Origin of the sequence: Cobetia sp. MM1IDA2H-1, assembly GCF_002916775.2 — a bacterium.
Lineage (GTDB): Bacteria > Pseudomonadota > Gammaproteobacteria > Pseudomonadales > Halomonadaceae > Cobetia > Cobetia marina.
This window is the reverse complement of the sequence record NZ_CM133225.1, coordinates 3,538,466-3,563,402: the sequence shown is the minus strand read 5'-3', so window position 1 is coordinate 3,563,402 and position 24,937 is coordinate 3,538,466. Positions and strand designations below refer to the sequence as shown.

General features: G+C 63.1%; 15 protein-coding genes. 12 read left to right on the top strand and 3 right to left on the bottom strand.

Translation table 11 applies throughout. The features are described from left to right. Window positions 1-414 precede the first annotated feature (414 nt). From aceE to BOH68_RS14895, 7 genes are all read left to right on the top strand, one after another. Window positions 415-3,090 (top strand): pyruvate dehydrogenase (acetyl-transferring), homodimeric type, encoded by a 2,676-nt coding sequence (gene aceE / locus BOH68_RS14925; RefSeq protein ID WP_077380148.1) that lies wholly within the window; start codon window positions 415-417, stop codon window positions 3,088-3,090. A 105-nt stretch (window positions 3,091-3,195) separates the two neighbouring features. Next, on the top strand, window positions 3,196-5,256 hold the full coding sequence (aceF, locus tag BOH68_RS14920) for a dihydrolipoyllysine-residue acetyltransferase (protein WP_077380146.1): 2,061 nt from the start codon (window positions 3,196-3,198) through the stop codon (window positions 5,254-5,256). 224 nt (window positions 5,257-5,480) lie between these two features. Beyond that, a complete protein-coding gene (locus tag BOH68_RS14915; protein WP_077380144.1) occupies window positions 5,481-6,242 on the top strand; it encodes a TerC family protein in 762 nt (253 codons plus the stop codon). Between the two features lie 537 nt (window positions 6,243-6,779). Then, the gene (adk, locus tag BOH68_RS14910) at window positions 6,780-7,436 is read left to right on the top strand and encodes an adenylate kinase (protein WP_077380142.1); all 657 of its coding nucleotides are present in this window, start codon (window positions 6,780-6,782) and stop codon (window positions 7,434-7,436) included. Between the two features lie 288 nt (window positions 7,437-7,724). After that, complete coding sequence (tsaB, locus tag BOH68_RS14905) at window positions 7,725-8,420, top strand: tRNA (adenosine(37)-N6)-threonylcarbamoyltransferase complex dimerization subunit type 1 TsaB (RefSeq protein ID WP_077380140.1); 696 nt, start codon at window positions 7,725-7,727, stop codon at window positions 8,418-8,420. A 208-nt stretch (window positions 8,421-8,628) separates the two neighbouring features. Further along, complete coding sequence (locus BOH68_RS14900) at window positions 8,629-9,444, top strand: undecaprenyl-diphosphate phosphatase (RefSeq protein ID WP_077380138.1); 816 nt, start codon at window positions 8,629-8,631, stop codon at window positions 9,442-9,444. 251 nt (window positions 9,445-9,695) lie between these two features. Continuing rightward, a complete protein-coding gene (locus BOH68_RS14895; RefSeq protein WP_077380216.1) occupies window positions 9,696-10,439 on the top strand; it encodes a class I SAM-dependent methyltransferase in 744 nt (247 codons plus the stop codon). Between the two features lie 121 nt (window positions 10,440-10,560). Here BOH68_RS14895 and plsB read toward each other — a convergent pair whose 3' ends face one another. Then, window positions 10,561-13,092, bottom strand: coding sequence for a glycerol-3-phosphate 1-O-acyltransferase PlsB (gene plsB / locus BOH68_RS14890; protein ID WP_077380136.1), 2,532 nt, complete (start codon window positions 13,090-13,092; stop codon window positions 10,561-10,563). Window positions 13,093-13,304: 212 nt separating this feature from the next. Between plsB and BOH68_RS14885 the strand changes: the two genes are divergently transcribed. Further along, window positions 13,305-14,429, top strand: a complete 1,125-nt coding sequence (locus tag BOH68_RS14885; RefSeq protein WP_077380134.1) for a phospholipase D-like domain-containing protein — start codon at window positions 13,305-13,307, stop codon at window positions 14,427-14,429. A gap of 116 nt (window positions 14,430-14,545) precedes the next feature. Here BOH68_RS14885 and BOH68_RS14880 read toward each other — a convergent pair whose 3' ends face one another. Continuing rightward, window positions 14,546-15,277: a YecA/YgfB family protein gene (locus BOH68_RS14880; protein ID WP_077380132.1), complete on the bottom strand. Its 732-nt coding sequence runs from the start codon at window positions 15,275-15,277 to the stop codon at window positions 14,546-14,548. Window positions 15,278-15,458: 181 nt separating this feature from the next. Between BOH68_RS14880 and BOH68_RS14875 the strand changes: the two genes are divergently transcribed. The 4 genes from BOH68_RS14875 (at window position 15,459) to BOH68_RS14860 (ending at window position 20,479) form a co-directional block, all read left to right on the top strand. After that, window positions 15,459-16,109, top strand: coding sequence for a SprT family zinc-dependent metalloprotease (locus BOH68_RS14875; RefSeq protein ID WP_170877503.1), 651 nt, complete (start codon window positions 15,459-15,461; stop codon window positions 16,107-16,109). A 294-nt stretch (window positions 16,110-16,403) separates the two neighbouring features. Then, window positions 16,404-18,350 carry an acetate--CoA ligase gene (gene acs, locus BOH68_RS14870; protein WP_077380130.1) on the top strand — a complete coding sequence of 649 codons (1,947 nt, stop codon included), beginning with the start codon at window positions 16,404-16,406 and terminating at the stop codon, window positions 18,348-18,350. A 275-nt stretch (window positions 18,351-18,625) separates the two neighbouring features. Continuing rightward, the gene (locus BOH68_RS14865) at window positions 18,626-19,588 is read left to right on the top strand and encodes a DMT family transporter (RefSeq protein WP_258038386.1); all 963 of its coding nucleotides are present in this window, start codon (window positions 18,626-18,628) and stop codon (window positions 19,586-19,588) included. A gap of 228 nt (window positions 19,589-19,816) precedes the next feature. Continuing rightward, a complete protein-coding gene (locus BOH68_RS14860; RefSeq protein ID WP_077380128.1) occupies window positions 19,817-20,479 on the top strand; it encodes a response regulator in 663 nt (220 codons plus the stop codon). A 148-nt stretch (window positions 20,480-20,627) separates the two neighbouring features. On the opposite strand, the gene BOH68_RS14855 is transcribed toward BOH68_RS14860, so the two are convergent. Further along, a complete protein-coding gene (locus BOH68_RS14855) occupies window positions 20,628-24,626 on the bottom strand; it encodes a hybrid sensor histidine kinase/response regulator (protein WP_077380126.1) in 3,999 nt (1,332 codons plus the stop codon). Between the last annotated feature and the right edge of the window lie 311 nt (window positions 24,627-24,937).

The window sequence follows — 24,937 nt, the reverse complement described above, 5'->3', positions numbered from 1 at the left end:
ATGCAGGGGCCGGATTCCGGTCAGGGAGCGTAGCCACGGGGCGCGTTGGTAGTTTTATTACAAGACGTGCTCCAGGCGACGGCTGGCATGCGGCGGGAAATCCCGCTCGGCACTGGCCGAGACCCGCACGGCCACGGCGGTGCCAGTCCATGGCGCACGGCTGCGCGGCCATGCGCACCGAATTGGCACGGGGGGGTGTTTGCGGTATCTTTCACGCCAAATGACTGCATCTTGTGCCCTGCTTTGACGCACGAAGCACAACGCATCTGGCAGCCGGAGTCTCCGGTTGCCGCGGTTTTATCGGAGACGCGGCCCACTCAGAAGGCTGTGCCCACACTGAAGAGCGCCACTGGTTCCGATGTAGCATTTCGTCGGAACAACTGACAAAAAATTTCTTCACTCGGAGAGACGTCTATGAGTCTGGAGGCAAGAGAAGATCTCGATCCGATCGAAACCACGGAATGGTTGGACTCCCTGGAATCGGTTCTGGATCGTGAGGGTGAGGATCGTGCCCAGTACCTGATGTCACGCCTGGCCGACCGCCTGCGTCGTGATGGCCATCAAGTACCCTTCTCGGTGACCACGCCCCATCGCAACAGTATCCCCGTGCACCGCGAAGCGCGCATGCCGGGCGACCTGTTCATGGAGCGTCGTATCCGTTCGCTTATCCGCTACAACGCCATCGCTCAGGTGATCCGCAACAACCGTGCCCACAAGGGCCTGGGCGGTCACATCTCGAGCTTCATGTCCAGTGCGACGCTTTATGATGTAGGTTTCAACCACTTCTTCCGTGCACCGGAAGGCGATTTCGAAGGCGACCTGCTGTATATCCAGGGCCACGTGGCACCGGGTATCTATGCACGTTCCTTCCTGGAAGGTCGTCTCAGCCAGGAGCAGATGGACAGCTTCCGTCAGGAAGTCGACGGCAATGGCCTGTCCTCCTATCCGCACCCGTGGCTGATGCCGGATTACTGGCAGTTCCCGACCGTCTCCATGGGTCTGGGCCCGATCCAGGCGATCTACCAGGCGCACGTCATGAAGTACCTCAACTCGCGTGAGTTGAAGTCCATGTACGACCGCAAGGTGTGGTGCTTCATGGGTGACGGCGAGTGTGACGAGCCGGAATCCCTGGGTGCCATCTCGCTGGCGGGTCGCGAGAACCTCGACAACCTGATCTTCGTCATCAACTGCAACCTGCAGCGTCTTGATGGTCCGGTGCGCGGCAACGGCCGCATCATGGACGAGCTGGAAGGCGTCTTCCGTGGTGCCGACTGGAACGTGCTCAAGGTCACCTGGGGTCGCTTCTGGGATCCGCTGTTCGAGCAGGACAAGAAAGGCATCCTGCAGAAGCGCATGGACGAGGCGGTCGACGGTGACTACCAGAACTACAAGGCCAATGGCGGCGCGTACACGCGTGAGCACTTCTTCGGCAAGTACCCGGAGACGGCCGATCTGGTCAAGGACATGTCAGACGACGACATCTGGCGTCTGAACCGTGGTGGCCACGACCCGTACAAGGTCTACGCGGCGTATCACGAGGCGGTCAACAACGCCAATGGTCGTCCGACCGTCATCCTGGCGCACACCGTCAAGGGGTACGGCATGGGCATGGGCGATGGCGAAGCGGCCAACGAAGCCCACCAGGTCAAGACCATGGAGCACGAAGCGCTCAAGACCTTCCGTGATCGCTTCGGTATCCCGCTGACCGACGAGCAGCTCGAGGAAGTGCCGTACTACAAGCCGGCGGACGACAGCCCGGAAATGAAGTACATGCACCTCATGCGCGAACGTCTCAACGGCTACCTGCCGCAGCGTCGCACCGAGTATGAAACGCTGGAAATCCCGCCGCTGGACGACAAGATCTTCGCGTCCCAGCTCAAGGGCTCCAACGGTCGCGAAGTGTCCACCACCATGGCCTTCGTGCGCGTGCTCAACGGTCTGGTCAAGCACAAGACCCTCGGCGAGCGTGTCGTGCCGATCATTCCTGACGAAGCGCGTACCTTCGGCATGGAAGGCATGTTCCGTCAGCTGGGCATCTACACCGCGGCAGGCCAGAAGTACGAGCCGGTCGACAAGGGGCAGATCATGTATTACCGCGAGGACCAGAAAGGTCAGGTTCTCGAGGAAGGTATCTCCGAAGCGGGCGCCATGTCCGCGTGGGTGGCGGCGGCAACGTCCTACGCCAACCACAACCTGCCGCTGATGCCGTTCTACGTCTACTACTCGATGTTCGGCTTCCAGCGCATCGGTGATCTGGCGTGGGCCGCGGGCGATCTGCAGGCACGTGGCTTCCTGGTCGGCGGGACCGCCGGACGTACTACCCTGAACGGTGAAGGTCTGCAGCACCAGGATGGCCACAGCCATATCCTGGCCTCGACCATCCCGAACTGCCGCACCTACGACCCGACCTACGCTCACGAAGTGGCGGTCATCGTGCAGGACGGCATGAAGCGCATGTTCGAGCAGCACGAGCCGGTCTTCTACTACCTGGCGGTGATGAACGAGAACTACGAGCAGCCGGAGCTTGAAACGGTGCCCGCAGACGACATCATCAAGGGCATGTACCTGCTCAAGGAAGGCGCGAAGGACGGCAAGGCACGCGTTCAGCTGCTGGGTTCCGGCACCATCCTGCGTGAAGTCGAAGCCGCTGCCGTGATGCTGAAGGACGACTACGGTGTCGATGCCGACATCTGGAGCGTCACCAGCTTCAACGAGCTGCGTCGTGAAGCGCTGGAACTGGATCGTCAGGCCTTCCTCAAGCCGGAAGAGACCCCGGCCAAGCCGCACATCACCCAGTGCCTGGAAGGACGTGACGGCCCGGTCGTGGCGGCCACTGACTACATGAAGCTGTTTGCTGACCAGGTTCGCGCCTGGGTGCCGGCTGACTATCACGTGCTCGGTACCGATGGTTTCGGTCGTTCCGATACCCGCGAGAAGCTGCGTCACTTCTTCGAAGTCGACCGCAACTTCGTCACCGTCCAGGCTCTGAAGGCGCTGGCGGATCGTGGTGAGATCGACCGCAAGGTGGTCGCGGAAGCGATCAAGACCTACGGCATCGACCCCAACAAGCCGAATCCGCTGAGCGTCTGAGCGGAGATCGCGGAACAGGCGAGCGGCACTCCATCCTCGACATCAAGATGATGCGAAGGTGATTCGGGTGTCGCTCCCCGTGCACGTTTTGGAAGGAGCACGATCTTGAGCAGCGAAATCATCAAGGTTCCCGACATTGGCGGTAGTTCCGATGTCGAGATCATCGAGATACCGGTGGCGGTCGGAGATGTCATCTCCGCCGAAGACACCATGATCACTCTTGAGTCCGACAAGGCCAGCATGGATGTGCCGGCACCGAAGGGCGGCAAGGTGGTGAAGATTCTCGTCAAGGAAGGCGACACCGTCTCCGAAGGCGACGACATCCTGGAGCTGGAAGCGGAAGGCGGTGGTGACACCTCCTCTGACGCTTCTGACGAGCAGGAAGCGCCGAAGGAAGAGGCTCCCAAGCAGGAAGCGTCTGAGCAGCAGGCGCCGAAAGAGGCCGCTGCTGCACCGAAGGCCGCTTCCGGTGGTACCCGGACCGTCGACATCGTCGTGCCGGACCTGGGCGACTCCGAGGCCGTGCCGATCATCGAGATGGCGGTCTCCGAAGGCGACGAAGTCGACGCCGAGGATGCGCTGATCACGCTGGAATCCGACAAGGCCAGCATGGACGTCCCGAGCCCGCACAAGGGCAAGATCGTCAAGCTGACCGTCAAGGAAGGCGACAACGTCGCGTCCGGTGATGTCATCGGTCAGATGGAAATCGCCGGTGAAGGCGGTGACAGTGCGGCGGAATCAGCGCCGGCGGAAGAATCCTCCGCGTCTGCGTCTGCGTCTGAGACTGAGTCTGAAGAGACCGCCGCTGAAGCGCCGGCTGCCGAAGAAGAGCCGGCCTCCGGTGAGCCAGCCTCCGGTGAGCCGGAGCGCAAGGAATTGCGTGTCCCGGATCTCTCCGGCAGCGACAGCGTGCCGATCATCGAGATGGCCGTGGCCGTCGGTGATGAGGTCAACGAGGAAGACGCGCTGATCACGCTGGAATCCGACAAGGCGACCATGGACATCCCGAGCCCCTACAAGGGCAAGGTGGTGGAGCTTTCCGTCAAGGAAGGCGACACCGTGTCCGAGGGCGACCTGATCGGTTACCTCGAGGTCGCCGGTGCCAAGCCTGCGCCGAAGGCTGCCAAGGCGGAGGCTCCGGCCGCGCCCAAGGCAGACAAGGCCGAGCAGAAGCCTGAGCCGACACCGGCCGGTACGCCGAGCCCGGAAGCCCAGATGGCGGCCCACAAGCCGAGCAAGGGTGCCAAGGTCCACGCAGGGCCTGCGGTTCGCCTGCTGGCGCGTGAGTTCGGTGTCGATCTGGCGGACGTCTCCGGCAGCGGTCCGAAGGGCCGTGTGGTGAAGGAAGATGTCCAGGCCTACGTCAAGCAGATGATGCAGAAGGCCAAGTCCGCACCGGCAGCCCCTGCCGCGCAGGCCACCGGCGGTGCCGGTATCCCGCAGGTGCCGGATCAGGACTTCAGCCAGTTCGGTGAGATCGAAGAGTCGAAGATGGGCCGCCTGATGAAGGCGGGTGCCACCAACCTGCATCGCAGCTGGCTCAACGTCCCGCACGTGACCCAGTTCGATGAAGCCGACATCACCGAGCTCGAGGCCTTCCGCAAGTCCATGAAGGCCGAGGCAGAAGCGGCAGGCGCCAAGCTCACGCCGCTGCCGTTCATGATCAAGGCGGCTGCCCACGCGCTGGCCAAGTATCCGCAGTTCAACGTCAGCCTCAAGTCTGACGGCGAGACCCTGGTGCACAAGAAATACGTGCACATCGGTATCGCGGTGGATACGCCGGACGGCCTGATGGTGCCGGTGATCCGCAATGCGGATCAGAAGAGCCTGCTGGAGCTGGCCCGCGAATCCGTGGAGCTGGCCAAGAAGGCGCAGACCAAGAAGCTCAAGCGCGAAGAGATGACCGGTGGTTGTTTCACCATCTCGAGCCTTGGCTCCATTGGGGGTACTGCCTTCACGCCGATCGTCAACACGCCGGAAGTCGCCATCCTGGGTGTCTCCAAGGCGCAGATGAAGCCGGTGTGGGATGGCGCTGCCTTCCAGCCGCGTCTGATGATGCCGCTGTCACTGTCCTACGATCACCGGGCGGTGAACGGGGCGGATGCGGCACGCTTCACGGCGTATCTGGCTCAGGTGCTGACCGACGTGCGTCGTCTGCTGCTCTGATCCGTACCTTGCATGACAAGGGCAGGTGCCAGATGGCCTGTCGACAGAACGGCCTCCTTCGGGAGGCCGTTTTTTTTGTGCATGTCCGTTGGCGTGGCAGGGCGGCGACAGCTGTTGCTGCCCTGCACAACATGCGATGCTTCACGCCAACCTGCCGCGATCTGCCGCATCGTGCTGGCACTACCCGGGAAGGCCGGTTCTCGCAACACACAAGGAGCAAGACAATGGAATGGTTGATGGACCCTTCGGCATGGGTGGCTCTGGCGACCCTGACCGCGCTTGAGATCGTGCTGGGCATCGACAACATCATCTTCCTGTCGATTCTGGTCGCGCGCCTGCCCGAGGCTCAGCGCCAACGTGGCCGCATGATCGGTCTCGGCCTGGCGATGGGCATGCGCATCGTGCTGTTGATGTCGTTGTCGTGGCTGATGTCATTGACGACACCGTTGTTCAGCGTGCTGGATTTCAGCTTCTCCGGGCGGGATCTGATCCTGGTCTTCGGGGGGCTGTTCCTGCTCGGCAAGAGCACCCATGAGATCCATGCCAACCTCGAGGGTGAGGACCCGGCGGAAGAGGGCGCGAAGAAGGGCGGTGCCAGCTTCATGGCGATCATGGTCCAGATCGCGTTGATCGATATCGTCTTCTCGCTGGATTCGGTGATCACGGCGGTGGGCATGGTCGACCATCTGACGGTGATGATCATCGCGATCGTCATCTCGGTGGGCATCATGATGGTGGCGGCCAAGCCGATCGGTGATTTCGTCGATCGCCACCCGACCATCAAGATGCTGGCCCTGTCCTTCCTGATCATGGTCGGCATGATGTTGATGGTCGAAGGCTTCGGCGTCCATGTGCCCAAGGGCTACATCTACGTGGCGATGGCCTTCTCGCTGGCGGTGGAAATGCTCAACATCCGGCTGCGCGGCAAGCGGGCCAAGGCGGTGCGGCTACGTCGCAGCAGCCAGGCGGAAGAGGTCGCCGAGTGAGGTCATGACCCCCAGGCCATGACGCCTGAACCCTGAAATGAGTGGAACCCTGCCACGACGCCCCTGCGACCGAGTGCCGCGGGGGCGTCATGCCATCGTGAGGCTGGATCACGAGGCGCTGCACGCGCCGATCGCCTCGTCCGTCATCAATGAGCCAAAACAGTGCCAAGGGGCGTCATGCGCGCCTTTGGTGTGCTTGTGCGATGGCCGTGTGAGCGGTATCGTCAGCCCTTGCGTTGCATAGCGATGACATAATGAGATCGTCAGTGCGTGGAGAGTGTTCGTCACGCCACCAGTCGGTCCGCTTCCTGTTTCATCCTGGTCGCAAGCCGCTCGAGGCCCCGTAGTTGTCTACTTCACTGTCATGTCGATGGGGAGACACTGCGCAGGTCAGCGCGTGAGCCGAGTCGTCTTGAGCGCTCGGCGGCCAGAGCGCCTCGGATGGCCATCTGCCGTCGAGGGCAGGGCACACAAGCCCGGATGACCCATTTACACCCGTTTCACGCTTTTCATTTGCACACTCAAGGAGCAGTACCGATGCGTTTGATCCTGTTGGGCGCCCCCGGCGCCGGCAAGGGCACTCAGGCCCAGTTCATCTGCGAGCGTTTCAACATCCCGCAGATTTCCACCGGAGACATGTTGCGTGCAGCGGTCAAGGCCGGCAGCGAGCTGGGGCTCAAGGTCAAGGAGATCATGAATACCGGCGGGCTGGTGTCCGACGAGATCATCATCGCTCTGGTCAAGGAACGCATCAGCCAGCCCGACTGCGAGAACGGCTTCCTGTTCGATGGCTTCCCGCGCACCATTCCGCAGGCTGACGCCATGAAGGAAGCGGGCGTGAAGCTGGACCACGTGGTCGAGATCGCCGTGGCGGACGAGGAAATCGTCAAGCGTCTGTCCGGTCGTCGTGTGCACCCGGATTCCGGTCGTGTCTATCACATCGAGTACAACCCGCCGCGCGAGGAAGGCAAGGACGACGTCACTGGCGAAGCCTTGATCCAGCGTGAAGATGACCGTGAAGCCACGGTGCGCAACCGTCTGTCCGTCTACCATGAGCAGACCGAGCCGCTGGTCGAGTACTACTCCAGCTGGTCCGCCACTGGCGATGCCCAGGCACCGGCCTACCATCGCATCGAAGGCATCGGCTCCGTCGATGACATTCGTGCCCAGTTGGTCAGCGCGCTGGAGCAGTGAGTCGCGTTGCCTGAGACGGCATGAGGACTATGGCGCCGTCATGGCCCGCATGATGCGCTCTTTCGGTATCAAGCGCCTTGAAAACGCCCGCAGGCTTCGTCTGCGGGCGTTTTCTTTGGTCGCGAAAGCGAAATGGCGTGTTGCGACAGACCCCTTCTCCAGCGCAGGTTCGCGGCCTGTGGCACGACTGACGCACAGCGCCGACACCTGCCGTGGACACCCTGCGTCTTTTGCTGCTAGCGGGGGACGGGTAGAATCGCGTCACATTTTTCTGATGATGAACCGCCCATGACCACGCTTCTGGCCATTGATGCATCCTCCTCCGCCTGTTCCGTTGCCCTGTGGCAGGACGGCGTTGTTACTGCCGAGCGCTGTGAAGCTCCCCGTCAGCATACCCAGCTGATGATGCCGATGATCGAGACGCTGCTGGCAGATGCCCAGCTGACGTTGAAGGATCTGGACGCGCTGGCCTATGGCCACGGCCCGGGTTCCTTCACGGGCCTGCGCATCGCGGCTGGCACCATCCAGGGACTGGCCTTCGGGCTTGAGGTGCCGGTGATCGGTGTCTCGACCCTGGCGGCGCTGGCGCTGCAGGCCCATCGCCATCACCACGCCCGTTTCGTGTTGCCGATGCTGGATGCCCGCATGGGCGAGCTTTACACCGGCGCCTATCGTGTGGCGACCTCCGCCGAAGGTGAGGTCGAGGTCAGCCAGCTGCTGCCCGAGCAGGTCGTGGCGCCGGGACTCGTGGAGTTGCCCCAGGAGCTTCGTGAGCACGACTGGCTGGCCATCGGTTCCGGGCTGGTCATGCACGATGCGCTGCCGGAAGCCTTGCGCGCCAGCATCGTGCAGCGCCTGGAGGCACCGCAGCCGGATGCCGAGGACATGGTCATCCTGGCGGCGCAGGCCTTTGCGCGCGGCGAGGCAGTCGCTGCCGTCGAGGCGCAGCCTGTCTATCTGCGTAACGAGGTGGCATGGCGCTGATGGCGCCAGGGATCGCCATCCTCTCGCGTCAGTCAGGTGGTCTGCCAAGGCTGCCGTAAGGTTTCAGCATCACACTGCGGCCCCCTGATGTCGGTCGCGCATCGGCTGACAGGGAACCGTTCTGTCATCACCGCACCTCGCAGTGCCACAGGCGATGTCTGTCGTCCGTGTGGGCCATTGAGGCCCGTTACTCTTAAAAGGATGTTTCATGGAACTCATGCACGTGGTGGCGTTGGCCGTCATTCAAGGTCTGACCGAATTTCTGCCGATTTCCTCCTCCGCTCACCTGATCCTGCCCTCCCAGGTGCTTGGCTGGCCGGACCAGGGACTGGCCTTCGATGTCGCGGTCCATGTCGGTACTCTGCTGGCCGTGGTGATGGCCTTTCGCAAGGATGTCGTCAATATCCTCGCTGGCTGGTTCGGACAGTTCAGCGGTTCTGGCGGGCTTGCGGCGCGTCAGACCGACGACAGCCGTCTGGGCTGGGCGGTATTGCTGGCGACGCTGCCGGCCGTCGTCTTCGGTGGCCTGTTGGGCGATGTGGTGGAAACGGCCGGGCGTTCGACTGCCGTGATCGGCACGACCACCATCGTCTTCGGTCTGCTGCTGTGGTGGGCGGATGCCAAGGGCACGCGCACGCGGGATCTGGCGACGCTCACGCTCAAGGGGGCGTTGATCATCGGTCTGTTCCAGGCATTGGCACTGATTCCGGGCACCTCGCGCTCGGGCATCACCATCACTGCCGCGCTGCTGCTGGGCTTCGAGCGTCAGAGTGCGGCACGCTTCTCCTTCCTGCTGTCGATTCCGCTGATTCTCGCGGCGGGCTCACTCAAGGGGCTGGAGCTGATCGAGACCGGCAGTGAAGCCCAGCTGTTCGATGTCGGACTGGGTGTGGTGCTGTCCTTCGTCTCGGCGCTGGTGTGCATCAAGCTGTTCCTCAAGGCCATCGACAGCATCGGCATGTTGCCCTTCGTCATCTACCGTCTGCTGCTGGGCGTGCTGCTGTTCGGCATGCTGTTGCTGTAAGTCGCGTACGGCAAGTTCAGTCTTTCTCCGACGGCGTCGCTCTTGCGGCGCCGTCGGCGTTTCTGTCAGCCTTGCTTGCGCTTATCATGTCGCCTTTGTGCTGGTCTTTCGCGAGTCCCAGTGTCTCTTCATTTCCATAGAGCCCGTTCATGCTGCCATCCGATCCCCTCGCTCCTTCCTCTGACGCCGCTGACGCGACCCCCGTGATCGCCATCGCTCGTTCGCAGCTGGCGGTGCATTCGGAGCTCGCCATGCTGGCGGCGCACTTCGGGATCGCCATCCGGGACGATGATGCGTTGCCGGCTCTGCGGCTCGAGGTGGCGCAGGACGAGCAGGGCGTACCGCGGGTCGTGATCGCCGGTGACGAGCGCGAGTACGGCAAACCGCTGCATGTGGATTTCGTCGCTGGTCGGGCGGACCACCGCCGGCGTTTCGGCGGGGGGCGCAATCAGCTGATCGCGCGGGCCTGTGGCCTGAATCGCGGCGTGCTGCCAAGCATCGTCGATGCCACCGCCGGGCTGGGGCGCGATGCCTTCGTGCTGGCCAGTCTCGGATCGCCGGTGCTGATGATCGAGCGTGTCGCCGCGACGGCGGCGATCCTGGTCGATGGCCTGACCCGCGCGCAGGGCTGTGCAGACGATGAAATACGCGAGATCGCGCTACGCATGCAGGCGCTGCAGGGGGATGCCTCGCGTGATCTGGGAGAGCTCGTCGCGCTGTGGGATCAGCCGCCGCAGGTGGTGCATCTGGATCCGATGTACCCGCACCGTGACAAGTCTGCGCTGGTGAAGAAGGAGATGCGGCTCTTCCGTGCCCTGGCGGGGGATGACGCGGATGCGCCGGCCTTGCTGGATTCGGCACTGGAGGTCGCGACCCATCGGGTGGTGGTCAAGCGTCCACGCAAGGCTGAGCCGATCGGCGGCATCGCGCCGAGTCATGTGGTGGAGGAGAAGACCAGCCGCTACGACGTCTACGTCAAGCAGGCGCTGCGCTAGCCGCGAAGGCCGGGTGATGCACCCTGACGTGCATGACCGCTCTGAAGATGACAGGACCCCGCTCGCGTCTGCCGCGAGCGGGGTCCTGTCGTTCATGCGAAGGGATGGCGTGGCACCGTTGTCAGCGTGGCTCGTCAGCCGAGTCAGCATTGTCCTCTGGCGTGTCCGGCGTGTCCGGCGTATCGCGCAGGCGCACATGCTGCAAGCGATGGCGCAATGCCGGGTCGAACAGGTCGCGCCCACGGGTCTGCAGGTCTTCCAGCGCTTCGCCGAAGCACAGGCGGTTGTCGTCCAGCCAGATGAAGTCCAGCTCCAGCAGGGTATCCAGCAGGCCGCGGAACAGTCGCTTGTCGAAGAACTCGGGCGCGTTGAGGCCCGAGAGCAGCGTCAGCCGCTCTGCCAGCGCGCCGGAGTGGGTCTCGAGGGCTTCGCGATCCAGCGTGCCGCTGCCGTGTTGCAGCAAGGCCGCGATCAGCAGGTAGCCGCGCTCCAGCGTCGGCTGGACCGGCTGGGCCAGCAGCCGCAGCTGCTCGGAGGATTCCTGGCTTGCGACCGGACGCGACCAGCGTTCGGGCGTGTTCTCGGTTGCCGGCTGGTGCTCCAGCAGGCCCTCGTCGCTGAGCAGCGCGAGGGTGGCGGCGATATCGCCTTTCAGCTCCGGGGCTTCCGGCACGAACAGTTCACGTACCAGTACGGGCCAGGCCGGGCTGATCTGCTCATCCAGCGCCTGCAGGGTGTACTGGGCGGTGTTGCGGAAGGCGAAGGCGATCAGCGCCGGCAGCGCCAGCAGATGCAGGACGTTGTTGCGGTACCAGGTCAGCAGGCTGGCCTGTTCCGGTGTGGCGATCACCAGCTCACCGAGGTGCTGGGGGCGCAGGGTGACCAGCCCCAGGTGCGCACAGTGCGCGATCCATTCTTCCGGCGTGCCTTCGGGCAGGCTGTGGTCCTGCCGGCCAGGCAGCTTGCCGGCCAGCCGCACCAGCATGGCCAGCTGGCGCTGCATCAGACTGGACTCGATGGCGTGGTGTGCGGTGGAAAGCAGTACCAGCGCCGACAGCGAGACAGGGTTGAGGGCCGCGGCGGCATTGATGCGCGTGGCGATCTCGTTGCCCAGTCGCGGCACGGCACTGGTCAGCCATTCCGGGCGCCGCTGGTGGCGACTGGCCTGCCACTCGGGAGTGGTCTCGTCCAGCCAGGCTCCCAGCTTGAGCGGCTCGCCAATGTTGAGATAGACCTTGCCGAAGGGCTGCTTGAGCTGCCCCAGCACGCGAATCAGATCCAGCGGCGACTCCTTCTTCTTGCTGGCGCCCGACAGTTCACGCTGATAGCTGAGGCTCTCGAAGACCTTCTCGTAGCCGATGTAGACCGGGACGAAGGCGACCTCGCGGCGCGTGTCACGCAGGAAGGAACGCAGCGTCATCGCCAGCATGCCCGGACGTGGCGGCAACATGCGTCCCGTGCGTGAGCGTCCACCCTCGATGAAGTATTCCACCGGGTGCCCGCGGGTGATCAGCTGGTGGACATATTCATCGAAGACCGCGCCATAGAGGCGATTGTCTCGGAAGCTGCGGCGCAGGAAGAAGGCACCGCCACGCCGGAGGATCGGGCCGATCACCGGCATGTCGAGATTCTTGCCGGCTGCCACGTGCGGCGTCATCAGCCCTTCGTGAAACAGCACGTAGGACAGCAGCAGATAATCGATATGGCTGCGATGGCAGGGAACATAGATCAGCTCGCAGTCACCGGCGATCGCCTTGACGCGCGACATGCCGCGGATCTCGATGCCGTCATACAGCTTGTGCCACAAGCGCTTGAGGGCGTGAGCCAGGAAGCGCTGCACGGGATAGCCCATGTTGGAGGCGATCTCGCGGCCGTATCTCAACGCGCGCTTCTCGAGACGCGCGGGACGCTGGTTCTGGTCGCGGGCCAGCTCGCTGATCACGTCCTGTACGGCGGGCGCCTTCTGCAGATTGCGGATCATGGTGTGGCGATGCGAGAGGTCCGGCCCCAGCAGTCGGGTGCGCACGCGACGAAAGTGCACGCGCAGCAGACGAGCGATGCGCCGGCGCGCCAGCGCCTGATCCTCGGGACCTTCGCGCAGCACCTCGTGGAGCTTGAGCGGCTGGCCGAAGTGCACATCCACCGAGCGACCATGCACGAGGATGGCGATGGCGCGACGCAATACCCCGGTGACACGCCAGCTGTCAGCGGAGATGAACTTCCAGAAGCCGAATTCCTTGCCCGGCGCACGCCCCCAGAACACGCTGACCGGTACCAGCTGGACCTCGACCTCATCCGGGGCGTTCTCCAGTGCCTCGATCAGCTGCGCGAGTCGTCGGGAGAGCAGGCCCTTGCCCTTGCGTGAGTGACGCAGCAGGCGCAACCGCGAGTGACTCAGGCGCATGTCGCCTATGCTCAAGGGCAGAGTGGGAGACGGCAGGCCACGCCCCTCGCAAAGCTGCTCGATCACCAGTTCATCGGAGAGCGCCTGATAGGGGAAGACGTAGACCACCGGCAGGTCAGGGTCGAGATTCAGGGCACTGTGGTCCAGCGCGTTGATGTCGGGTTCCACCGCGCGCAGCTCCACCCATTTGTCCAGCAGACGGCGGCTGAGGTTGCGCAGAGGGCGCAATAACAGGGTGACGGGCGACATGGCGGAGCCTCGCAGGTGTACTCGAAAAGTTCGATGGTGAGACGCTGTCACAAGCAGGATCGTTTGCGTTGACTCACAGGATGCGGGAGTGGCGATCCGAGGATATCGACGTTGGGTCGCCGCATGCATGATATTGATCATTATACGCATTCTGTTCGATGACGCCGATATCGGCTGTCATTGCCCAGTGCGGGAGCGACGGGAGGCATGTCATGCTCGGAATGTGGCGTTCAGGCAATCGATTTACCCTGCTGCCGGAGGGGGCGCGCTTTCTGCCCAGCATGCTGGAGGCGGTGGAAGGCGCACGTCACTCGATACTGCTCGAACTGTATCTGGCCGAAAGCGGTCACCTCAGTCGGGTCCTGATCGAGGCTTTGAGCGCTGCGTGCCAGCGTGGCGTCAATGTACTGGTGCTGCTGGATGGTTTCGGCTCGCTGGGGCTCGAGGGGGCGGATCGCCAGCGCATGACCGAGGCCGGCATCGCCCTGCGCTTCTACAACCCGATTCGCTGGTGGCGGTTCGGTCGCAACCTGACGCGGGATCACCGCAAGCTGCTGGTCGTGGATGGCGAGGTGGGCTTCACCGGCGGTTTCGGCGCGGTCGATGAGTTTGCCGAGGCCTGGTCAGAAGTGGCGATACGCATCGAGGGGCCCTGTATCCGTGACTGGGTCAGGCTGTTCGCGCGGGTCTGGGATTCCGCTGCCAGCGAGGGGCAGGGGCGTCGTGAGGCCGTGCGCAGCGTCAACATCAATGCGGTCAACGTCGTCACGGGATATCTGGGGATGCGCGGGCGTGTCGTCTGGGGCCATGGATTTCGTTATCAGGCGATTCGCCACTCGCTCCAGCATCAGGCCAGCAGCACCCGCAAGCGGCTGTGGATCTGCACGCCTTACTTCGTGCCGACCTTCAGCATGCGTCGACGCCTCAAGCGCGCCGCTCGGCGCGGCGTCGATGTGCAGCTGTTGATCGCGGGACAGCATCACGACCATCCCGGCGTGCGTTCTGCGGGGCAGCGTTTCTATGCGAGTCTCCTCAAGGCGGGCGTGCGGATCCATGAATTCCAGCCGCGCTTTCTGCATGCCAAGTTCTCGCTGGCGGATGACTGGGTCACGCTGGGGTCATGCAACTTCGATCACTGGAGCCTGCAATGGAATCTGGAGGCCAATCAGGAGGTGCAGGACCATCGCTTCGCGGCGGAGGTGGCGGCGCTGTTCGAGCAGCATTTCGCGCGCAGCGTCGAGATCACCCGGGCTGCCTGGCAGCGACGCTCTCTGGCGCAACGCTGTCGCGAGTGGGGCTATGGCACCCTGGATAGCCTGGTGACGCGGCTGCGCTAGCCAGTTCACGGATGTCAGACACTGCTTCGTGACACGACAACGCCGGACGACCCCAAGGGGCGTCCGGCGTTGTCGTGTCTGGCGCTGCGCGGCGCAAAGAGGGGGATGGCGGGGGCTCAGCGCTTCTTGCCGCCACCCTTGCCAGCAGGCTTCTTCGCGCCGCCCTTGCCACTGCCCTTGCCGCCCGCATGCTTGCCACGCGGAATGCCCGCGGCGCCCGGCGTTGCGGCTCCCTTGCGGCGCGGTGATGGCTTGGGGCTTTCCGGCGGCACGCGATAGAGCAGGTAGAGATCCAGCAGCAGTTCCGGCAGCTGGTTGACGAAGCGCTGGGCACCGACGGGGTCGGCGATCAGCTCGCCGATCTCCGGGTCTTCATCGTCGAATACGCCCGAGATGGCCATGAAGGGCAGCAGCAGCTCGGCCGCGGTCTCTTCCTGGGTCCCGAACCAGGCTTCCTCGTCCATGAAGACACCTTCCATGAAGCCTGCACACCAGTCACCGATCGGCGTCTCGACGGGGTCGAGGCCACCGAGTTCCAGCTCGAACAGCAGCTCAGGCAGGATGCCGTGCTCGAGGGCGTCGATGGCATTGGCGCGCATCTGCTCGAACAGCGCGACCACCTGGGCTTCCTGCTCGGGGCTTTCATAGGCGGGCTGCCCCTGGAACAGCTCCGGCAGCCACAGGCTGGAAGGCACTTCGCGTGGTGCGATGGCCAGTGCCAGCATGAAGCCATGCGCGCTGATGATGTCGAGGGCTTCCGGGCCGACCAGGTCGGATTCAAGGAACTCATCGAGGATGTCGAGGGATTCATCATCCAGCAACGGCTGGGTCTGGACAGGCTCGGCCATGGGGAAGGTCTCACATGCGGGATAGAAGTCGGGCAGGGCGTCGCGGCCACTGCGAATGTGGCTAGTGTATCATCTCGTGGCAGGGGTTTTCGTCGCCACGAAAGCCCCTGAATCGTCGAATTCTCCACTTTCTTCAGCGGTTGCCGTTCACCTCGATCGTCTGGCATCAAGGGGTCGTCTCATGTCTTGTTCCCGTGTCGCGCACGCCGTGGATGGCGGTGTCGTCAGTCGATATCGCTTTCCCGTCGACCATGTGCTGGCGTGTCTCGGTGATGCGGTCGCCGACCCCCTGCCGTTGGCCGATGAGCAGACACTGGATGCCCTCAGCGAGCCGCAACTGCATGCCATGCTGCAATCCCGTGTGCTGGCCTGTCTGGCGCGCGCACGTGCGCACTATCCCGAGATGCGCATGCCCGCCGTGTCCTGTCGTCTCAGAGGACGCACTGCCGGGACAGCCGAACCGGCGCGCCAGCGCCTGCGCTTCAACTGGCAATTGCTGTGCGAGAACCGCCATCACTTCCTGAGCCAGACCGTCCCTCATGAGGTGGCGCACTGGGTGGTGATGGAAGTGGTGGAGCGCGCGCGCGGCCAGCGGGTCAAGCCGCATGGCCCGGAGTGGCAGCAGGTCATGACGAATCTCTATGGTGTCGCACCTGAGGTGACCCACCGCATGGATGTTTCCCGCGCGAGTCCGATGCCCTGGGCCTACGGATGCGATTGCGAGACACCGCACTATCTGAGTCATCGTCGACATGCCAATGCGCTTCGTGGGCAGCGTTACCGATGCCGGCAGTGCGGGAAAGCGCTCAAGGGGCCATTGAGCGATTCCTGATGCCTGCCATCGCCTTCCGTGCTGTCCTGCCTCCCGTTTTCAATGCCGCCGTGGCGCGCTCAGTCCCTCTGGAGTGCGGGTTTTCTGCGGCGAAAGTCGCTGTGACCTTGGTGTTATTTGTTGATAAATAGTTGAAATTATTGGGAAAAAATTGTCTACCAAGGTCTAGTGTGTGGCCCCCCCATGCTTGGGTTTAAGCTGAAACGGACTAGCCATGACTCGTCCGCAGCGTACCCGTGTCGTATGAGGCAGCCCGAGGCGTGTCGCCCGCCAACTTCCAGAGGTCGAACAACAATGAGCGAAGATGCCAAGGTCCACCCGGTCAAGCCTGATGTTGCCGCCCGTGCATGGGTAGATCGTGAGCGCTATCAGGCCATGTATCAGCAGTCTGTCGAGGCACCCGAGGATTTCTGGGCCGAGCAGGCGCAGTCGCTGGACTGGTTCAAGGCGCCCTCGGTGATACGCAGTACCGACTTCGGCCCTGAGAATGTCGATGTGCGCTGGTTCGAGGATGGTCAGCTCAACGTGGCCCACAACTGTCTGGATCGTCATCTCGAGGAGCGTGGCGACCAGGTGGCGATCATCTGGGAAGGGGATGACCCCAGCGAGTCCCAGTCGATCACCTATCGCGAGCTGCATGCGCGCGTCAGCCAGTTCGCCAATGGCCTCAAGGAACTGGGTGTGGGGCGTGGTGACGTGGTCACCCTTTACATGCCGATGATCCCCGAAGCGGCCATGGCGATGCTGGCCTGTACCCGCATTGGCGCGGTGCACTCGGTGGTCTTCGGGGGCTTCTCGCCGGACGCGCTGGCAGGACGGATCGCCGATTCCAGCTCGCGTATCGTGATCACCGCCGATGAATCGCTGCGCGGTGGCAAGCGAGTGCCGCTCAAGGAGAATGTCGACGATGCGCTGGAGCGCGATGGCACCGACTGCGTCGACCACGTGCTGGTGGTGCGGCGTACCGGGGGTGACGTGCACTGGGGGAGTCGTGATCTGTGGTTCCACGAGCTGGTCGACCGTCAGTCCAGCGACTGCCCGGCAGAAGCGATGGGCGCGGAAGATCCGCTGTTCATTCTCTACACCTCCGGCTCCACCGGCACGCCCAAGGGGCTGAAGCACACCACGGGCGGCTATCTGCTCTATGCGGCCATGACCCATCGTTACGTCTTCGACTACCACGATGGCGACATCTACTGGTGCACGGCGGATGTCGGCTGGGTGACAGGGCACAGCTACATCGTCTATGGACCGCTGGCCAACGGCGCGACCACGCTGATGTTCGAGGGGGTGCCCAGCTATCCGACTCACGGGCGCATGGGGGAGATCGTCGACAAGCATCAGGTCAATATTCTCTACACGGCCCCGACTGCCGTGCGCGCGCTGATGGCACACGGTGATGGCGTGATGGACTCCAGTTCCCGCGACAGCCTGCGCCTGCTCGGCTCGGTGGGTGAGCCGATCAATCCTGAGGCCTGGGAGTGGTTCCACCGCGTGATCGGCAAGGGCAACTGCCCGCTGGTGGATACCTGGTGGCAGACCGAGACCGGCGGCATCATGATCGCGCCGCTGCCGGGTGCCACGGATCTCAAGCCGGGTTCCGCCACCTTGCCGTTCTTTGGCGTGCAGCCGGCGCTGGTCGACAACGAGGGCAACATTCTCGAGGGAGCCACCGAAGGCAATCTGGTGATTCTCGACAGCTGGCCGGGGCAGGCGCGCTCCATCTGGGGCAACCATGAGCGTTACGTGCAGACCTATTTCTCCACCTATGCCGGCATGTACTTCACCGGCGATGGCTGCCGCCGTGACGAGGATGGGTATTACTGGATCACCGGACGCGTCGACGACGTGCTCAACGTTTCCGGGCACCGCATGGGCACGGCCGAGATCGAGTCATCGCTGGTCGCGCATGAGGCGGTCGCCGAAGCCGCGGTGGTCGGTTATCCCCACGACATCAAGGGGCAGGGGATCTACATCTACGTGACGCTCAATGATGGCATCGAGCCAAGCGATGAGCTCAAGAAGACCCTGACCCAGTGGGTGCGCAAGGACATCGGGCCGATCGCGTCACCTGATGTCATCCAGTGGGCACCGGGACTGCCCAAGACGCGTTCCGGCAAGATCATGCGGCGTATCCTGCGCAAGATCGCCGCCAACGAGACCGACGGTCTTGGGGATACCTCGACGCTGGCGGACCCGACGGTGGTGGATGATCTGATCGAGCATCGCGCCAACCGCTGAACTCGTCGGATGGCGACCATGCAGGCCTGACGAGACACGTCGCGACATCGAAGCGCGGGAGCCTGGCTCCCGCGCTTTTTTCGTGTGCGTCCGGGTCATGCGCTCCTGTTTCGTGAGTGCCTGTCTCGTGCACATCCTGGCCGTGTCTGAAGCAGGAAAGGTTGGCCATCGATGAGCGGCAGGCTTGATAATGATGCGACAACCCGCATGCGACAGGTGGGCCTGATGGCCTCCCTGAGCATTTCCTCATTCACTTCATGATCAAGGCAGCCCCCATGTCAGCAGGCAAGTCGGATGCATCCTGCGCCACGCCTCAGCCCGCCACTTCCTCACAGGTTGCATCATCGTCATCCACCGAGGGCGAGAACCGTCCACGCGCTGTCGTGCTGATGTGCCTGTCGGCGATCTCCTTCGCGTTGATGGGTGCGATGGTCAAGTTGAGCGGTGACTTGCCGCTGTTCGAGAAGGTCTTCGTGCGCAACCTCGTAAGCCTGGTGGTTGCCGTCGTGATGGTACGCATGGCGGGTGCTCGTCTGCTGGGACACTGGCACCATCAGCCGTTGCTGCTGGCGCGCTCGCTGATCGGGCTTGGCGGCGTGATGAGCTTTTTCTACGCCATCGATCACCTGCTGCTTGCGGATGCGACTATCCTAAACAAGCTGTCGCCGTTTTTCGTGATGCTGTTTGCCGGCATGTTTCTGGCAGAGCGCCTGGGCGGCTGGCGGCTGGTAGGCATGCTGATTGCCTTCGTGGGGGCGACTCTGGTCATCAAGCCGCAGCTGGCGTTCGCCGAGGGAGGTGTGGATGCACTGTTTCCGGCGCTGGTCGGATTGGGCTCGGCCATGTTGGCCGGCGCTGCCTACACACTGATTCGGGCGCTGCGAGGGCGTGAGGCTTCCGCGACAATCGTGTTACATTTCTCGCTGGTCTCCAGCATCGTCACCCTGGTGCCGATGCTGATGAATCCGGTGATGCCCAGTGCGCCACAGGCACTGGCCCTGTTGGGGATCGGGGTCTTCGCGGCCGGTGGCCAGATCCTGATGACCACGGCCTATCGGCTGGCGCCCGCGGGGGAGGTGTCGATCTATTCCTATCTCACCATCGTGTTCTCCGCATTGGCCGGCTGGGCGATCTGGGGGGAAGTGCCGGACGCTGCCAGCCTCATGGGTTTCCTGCTGATTGCCGGTGTGGCACTGGTCGGTTGGCATGCGAGTCGCGTTGCGGTTAGGGTGGTCTGACTCTCCATCCGCAGGATGCTGTCAGAATTCACTTGTGCATTATCCACTCATCATTGGGCAATCCGTGCGATACTCGTGTTCCCCGAGCGAAACATCAGTATGTCTCCCGATGGTGGGCTGCTTTGTTAAACGCGCGTTCCATGGGGTAACATGCCAGAAAATAACGGCGATCATTGACCGGCCAGGAAGGTCGGTGATGATCACCATCGGGGTTTTGGAGGAGACTCAATGGCCTTTGCCCAGAAGTTCATCGTTGCAGACGATCATCCGCTCTTTCGTGCCGCACTGACGCAGGCACTCAGGCAAGTGGCCTCACAGGCAGAGATTGTCGAAGCCGACAGCATGGACGCGACCAACGATATCGTTGCCCGCCACCCCGATGCTGATCTGATCCTGCTGGACCTGCACATGCCGGGAGCCCATGGCTTCTCAGGCCTGATCCAGCTGCGTGGTCAGACGCCGGATATCCCGGTCGCCGTTGTATCCGGTAGCGAGGAGCCCTACGTGGTGCGCCGCGCCATCGATTATGGCGCTTCCGGTTTCATCCCCAAGTCCGCAAGTCTGGATGTGATCGCCGAGGCGATCGGCGAGATTCTCGAAGGCGAAGTCTGGCTGCCGACGGACATCGCCGAAGCCATGGGCGAGTCCAGCGAAGATGAGTCCCGCTTTGCCGAAGCGATCGCCTCGCTGACGCCACAGCAGTTCCGCGTGCTCAACATGCTGACGGAAGGCCTGCTCAACAAGCAGATCGCCTATGAGCTGAATGTGTCCGAGGCCACCATCAAGGCGCACGTGACCGCCATTCTGCGCAAGCTTGGCGTGCATTCCCGCACCCAGGCCGTCATCGCGGCGCAGCGTCTGGAAGTCGAGCCGCCGAAGGTTCGCTCCTGAAGTGGCTGTGATTGACGGGATGATGCATCCCGTTCGATGAGCATGATCCTGCTTCGGAAAGACAAAAGCCCGCCCTGTCACTGACAGGGTGGGCTTTTTGCGGATACAGCGCCTGCTCGTTCACAGGCGCTGCGCGATTCACCCGCGATCAGCCATCGCCGTTCTCCGGGGCTCCGCCTGTCTCATCCGAGGTACCGCTGGCATGCTTCTCGGCACGATTGGCCTGCAGGGTACGCGTCAGCAGTGCGCGCAGCGCCGCCGGACGCACCGGCTTGAGCAGCAGGTGATAGCCGGCACGGCGTACCTCCTCGGCGACTTCGTCAGTGCGATCCGCGGTGATGACGATGCCGGGCACGGAGCCTGCCAGGCGTTCATCCAGAGCATCCAGCGCCATCAGACCGGTCACTTCATTGTCGAGGTGATAATCGGCGAGGATGGCATCCGGATCACCATCCAGATTGCGAATCACGGATTTGGCACCACCGATGGACGTGGCGGTGAAGACTTCGCAGCCCCAGCCGGACAGCATCGCCTTCATGCCTTCCAGAATCAGGCTCTCGTTGTCGATGCACAGCACGCGGGTACCGGTCAGCTTGTTGCCGGCGCGCTTGCGGGCCGGGACGGCATCCGGCTGTTCAGCGGCCGGCAGTGTCTTGCTGATCGGGACGCTGACCGCGAAGACCGTCCCCACACCGACCCAGCTGCGCACCGTGATCGGGTGATCGAGCACGCGACTCATGCGCTCGGCGATCGACAGCCCCAGCCCCAGCCCCTTCTCGCTCTCTTTGTGACGCTCGCTCTGATCGAGACGCCGGAATTCCTGGAAGATCTCGGTCAGCTTGGACTCGGGGATGCCGGGGCCGGTGTCCCAGACTTCGATGCGAATGCGATCCCCCAGGCGGCGACAGCCCAGCAGTACGTGGCCCTGACGGGTGTAACGCACGGCGTTGGACAGGAAGTTCTGCACGATGCGCCGCAGCATCTGGCCGTCAGAATCCACCGCCAGCTGGGTCATCACCACCTTCAGGTCCAGCCCTCGGTCTTCCGCCATCACCTCGAACTCGGCCTTCAGCGGCTTGAGAATATCCGACAGGCGGAACACGCTGCGACGTGGCGCCAGCGCGCCGGCATCGAGCTTGGAGATGTCGAGCAGGGTGCTGAGCAGCTCCTCGGCGGCCTGCAGCGAGTTGTCGATGTGATTGGTGGTGGTCTTCATCTCGCCTTCCACCTGCTGGGCGAGAGCGGAGGTGAACAGGCGCGCGGCATTCAGGGGTTGCAGCAGGTCATGACTGGCCGCGGCCAGAAAGCGCGTCTTGGAGGCGTTGGCATCCTCGGCCAGCTGCTTGGCCTGACGCAGTGCCTGCTCGGCTTCCGCACGTACACGGTTCTCGGTACGCAATGCCTCGTTGACCTGTGACAGCTCCTGGGTACGCACGCGAACGCGTTCTTCCAGATTCTCGTTGGTTTCCTTGAGGGCAATCTCGGCCAGGCGGCGTTCGGTGATGTCCTGATAGAGCGCGAAGAAGCCGAGGATGTTGCCCTTGCCGCTGAAGTGCGGCGTATAGGTCACCAGCATGTAACGCACACCGCCCTCGGGGGCTTCCAGCGAGATCTCGAAGGAGACGCGTTCCCCCGCCAGGGCGCGCGTCATCCAGGGGGCGCGTTGGCGATAGATGTCTTCAGGCATCGCCGCCTCGGCCGGCTCGCCGATGACGGCGGTACGGTCGATGCCCATCACCGCTTCATAGGCGCGGTTGGTGAAGAGGTAACGACACTCCTTGTCGAAGTAGGCGATCAGCGCCGGCACGTTGTCGGTGTATATGCGGATGTTGTTTTCCGAGCGGATCAACGCCTCTTCGGTGCGCTTCTGCTGGGTGATGTCCTGGTAGGTATAGACGAAGCCGCCGCCGGGCATCGGGTTGCCCTGGATCTCCATCACGGTGCCGTCCTGGCGATAGCGCACGTAGCGATGCGGCTCGCCGTCACGGATGGCGTCCAGCAGCTGATCGACATGCTCTTCCGGGTCGCCCGGACCATATTCACCATTGTGCGCGTTGTAGCGGAAGATGCGATCGATCGGGGCGCCGACACGGATCAGGTTGTCAGGGAAGCGGAACATGTCCAGATAGCGCTGATTCCACACCACCAGGCGCATGTGCTGGTCGACCACGCTGATGCCCTGGTGGATGTTCTCGATGGTGGCCTGCAGCAGGGCGCGGTTGAATTCCAGCACCTGTGAGGCTTCATCGACGATGGAGATGACATCCGAGATACCGATGCCGCGTCCCTGCAGGGCGGAGTTGACCACGATCCGCGCCGAGGAGGCACCGAGCACGGAAGCCAGGAAGCGCTCGGTGAACTGTATCAGGTCGATTGACGCGCGCCCGTGCAGTTCCAGCGGCTGGCCGCTGCGGCGTGCGTAATCTTCGAAGGCGCGTTCGACCTGCTCATGGCTCAGGAAGCGCTCACAGAGTACGCGCAGGTCCGAGACGGAGGTGGAGCCGGTCCACGGGCGCGAGACGCTGGTCTGACGCGTCTCGACGCTATCGACGAACAAGGATGCCTGGATGCGCTCGACCACGCGTTGCGGCGTCATCTGCGAGACGAAGATATAGCCGAACAGGTTGAGGCCGAGAGACAGCATCACGCCATGGGTCAGCGGGTCACTGAAGCGGAAGCCGAACAGGCCATGCGGCGAGAGCCAGTCGATGCCGAGCGGACCGTAATTGACCATGTCGGCGGGCATCAGGCCTGCCTGGGCCAGTGCCGGAACCAGCAGGGTCCAGGCCCAGACGGCGAAGCCGAGGTTGAGGCCGACGATGACCCCCAGGCGATTGCCACGCTTCCAGTAGAGCCCGCCCAGCAGAGAGGGCGCGAACTGGGCCACGGCGGCGAATGACAGCAGCCCGATGGCTGACAGCGTGCTGTATTCGGCGATCAGCAGATAGAAGCCGTAGGCCAGGCCGAGAATCATCACGATGGTCAGGCGGCGGGCCAGCAGCACGATATGACTGTAGTCGCGGGCTTCGGTATCGAACCAGCGCAAACGGAACAGCAGCGGGATGACGATCTCGTTGGAGATCATGATCGAGACCGCGACCGCCGCGACGATGACCATGCCGGTCGCGGCCGAGAAGCCCCCGATGAAGGTCAGCAGGGTCAACCAGGTCTGATCTGCCGCCATCGGCAGTGCCAGCACGAAGCTGTCCGGTGATACCGAGCCATCCGGGAACATCGTCAGGCCGGCGGCGGCGATGGGCAGCACGAAGAAGGAGATGGCGATCAGATAGATCGGGAACAGCCAGCGGGCGCGGCGGGCATCCGAGTGGTGGGTGTTCTCGACCACCGCGACATGGAACTGGCGCGGCAGGCAGAAGATGGCCAGCATCGCCAGCAATGTCTGGGCCCAGAAGCCGGAGCCGAAGGTCTGGTTCTCGAGCTGTTGCTGGAGCTCCAGATAGGTGTCCGCCTTGGTGAAAAGATCCCCCAGGCCATTGAACATGCCCCAGGTGACATAGGCGCCCAGCGTCAAAAAGGCGATCAGCTTGACCAGAGATTCGAAGGCGATGGCCTGCAACAGGCCGACATGGTGCTCGGTGGCATCGGTATGCCGCGTGCCGAACAGGATGGCGAATATCGCCATCACCGCCGCGACATAGAAGGCGGTATCCCCCAGCCAGGCAGTGCGCGTGACGTCACTGGTGTCGGTCAGTACCTGATAGGCACTCGACACCGCCTTCAGCTGCAGGGCGATGTAGGGCAGGGTGCCGACCAGTGCCACCAGCGAGGCAAACACGGCCAGTGACTGCGTCTTGCCGTAGCGCGAGGCGATGAAATCGGCGATCGAGGTGATGTTCTGTCGCTTGGCGACGCGAATCATCTTCAAGAGGATCGGCCAGAACAGCAGACAGGTCAGGATCGGCCCGATGAAGATGCTCAGGTAGCTCCAGCCACTGGTCGCGGCCTGGCCGACACTGCCGTAAAAGGTCCAGCTGGTGCAGTAGACCGCAAGCCCCAGACTGTAGACTGCCGGTCGGCGACTGGCAGACCCGTGCTTCTTGGCGTTGCGATCCCCTCGCCACGCAATCATGAACAGTACCGCGATATAGCCCAGCGCCACTGCGATTAGCCACCACCCCTGGAACATGTTGCTCTCCTCTCTGGAAGCGCCATTCTACGCAGGCCCGGCCATGAGTCCCAAGCTTTGCAGGCCGCTCGGGGCTTCCTCCTGTCCATCAGACGACAAGATGTCTGCTCTCGCTCGTCCGTTCTCACCCGGCCTGAGGTGTCTCCGGCAGAAAATTGCGCCGCTTTCTTTCAGTGACATGACGAAAGAGCGGGGCCGTCTCGCCATCATTGCCGACGCGTCATGAGAGTGTTTCGTTACTCATTTGGCCAATAGACCAAGGGAGTGCGTCTTTAGTTTATCTTTCAAGTATCTGTTATTTAAGGAATTGA

Coding starts and splice junctions, on each gene's coding strand:
- BOH68_RS14895 (WP_077380216.1), top strand. CDS start 9,696: ATGCTGGCGGCGCACTTCGGGATCGCCATCCGGGACGATGATGCGTTG.
- BOH68_RS14865 (WP_258038386.1), top strand. CDS start 18,626: ATGTCAGCAGGCAAGTCGGATGCATCCTGCGCCACGCCTCAGCCCGCC.
- BOH68_RS14860 (WP_077380128.1), top strand. CDS start 19,817: ATGGCCTTTGCCCAGAAGTTCATCGTTGCAGACGATCATCCGCTCTTT.
- BOH68_RS14855 (WP_077380126.1), bottom strand. CDS start 24,626: ATGTTCCAGGGGTGGTGGCTAATCGCAGTGGCGCTGGGCTATATCGCG.
- BOH68_RS14885 (WP_077380134.1), top strand. CDS start 13,305: ATGCTCGGAATGTGGCGTTCAGGCAATCGATTTACCCTGCTGCCGGAG.
- acs (WP_077380130.1), top strand. CDS start 16,404: ATGAGCGAAGATGCCAAGGTCCACCCGGTCAAGCCTGATGTTGCCGCC.
- plsB (WP_077380136.1), bottom strand. CDS start 13,092: ATGTCGCCCGTCACCCTGTTATTGCGCCCTCTGCGCAACCTCAGCCGC.
- BOH68_RS14880 (WP_077380132.1), bottom strand. CDS start 15,277: ATGGCCGAGCCTGTCCAGACCCAGCCGTTGCTGGATGATGAATCCCTC.
- BOH68_RS14915 (WP_077380144.1), top strand. CDS start 5,481: ATGGAATGGTTGATGGACCCTTCGGCATGGGTGGCTCTGGCGACCCTG.
- aceE (WP_077380148.1), top strand. CDS start 415: ATGAGTCTGGAGGCAAGAGAAGATCTCGATCCGATCGAAACCACGGAA.
- adk (WP_077380142.1), top strand. CDS start 6,780: ATGCGTTTGATCCTGTTGGGCGCCCCCGGCGCCGGCAAGGGCACTCAG.
- BOH68_RS14900 (WP_077380138.1), top strand. CDS start 8,629: ATGGAACTCATGCACGTGGTGGCGTTGGCCGTCATTCAAGGTCTGACC.
- BOH68_RS14875 (WP_170877503.1), top strand. CDS start 15,459: ATGTCTTGTTCCCGTGTCGCGCACGCCGTGGATGGCGGTGTCGTCAGT.
- tsaB (WP_077380140.1), top strand. CDS start 7,725: ATGACCACGCTTCTGGCCATTGATGCATCCTCCTCCGCCTGTTCCGTT.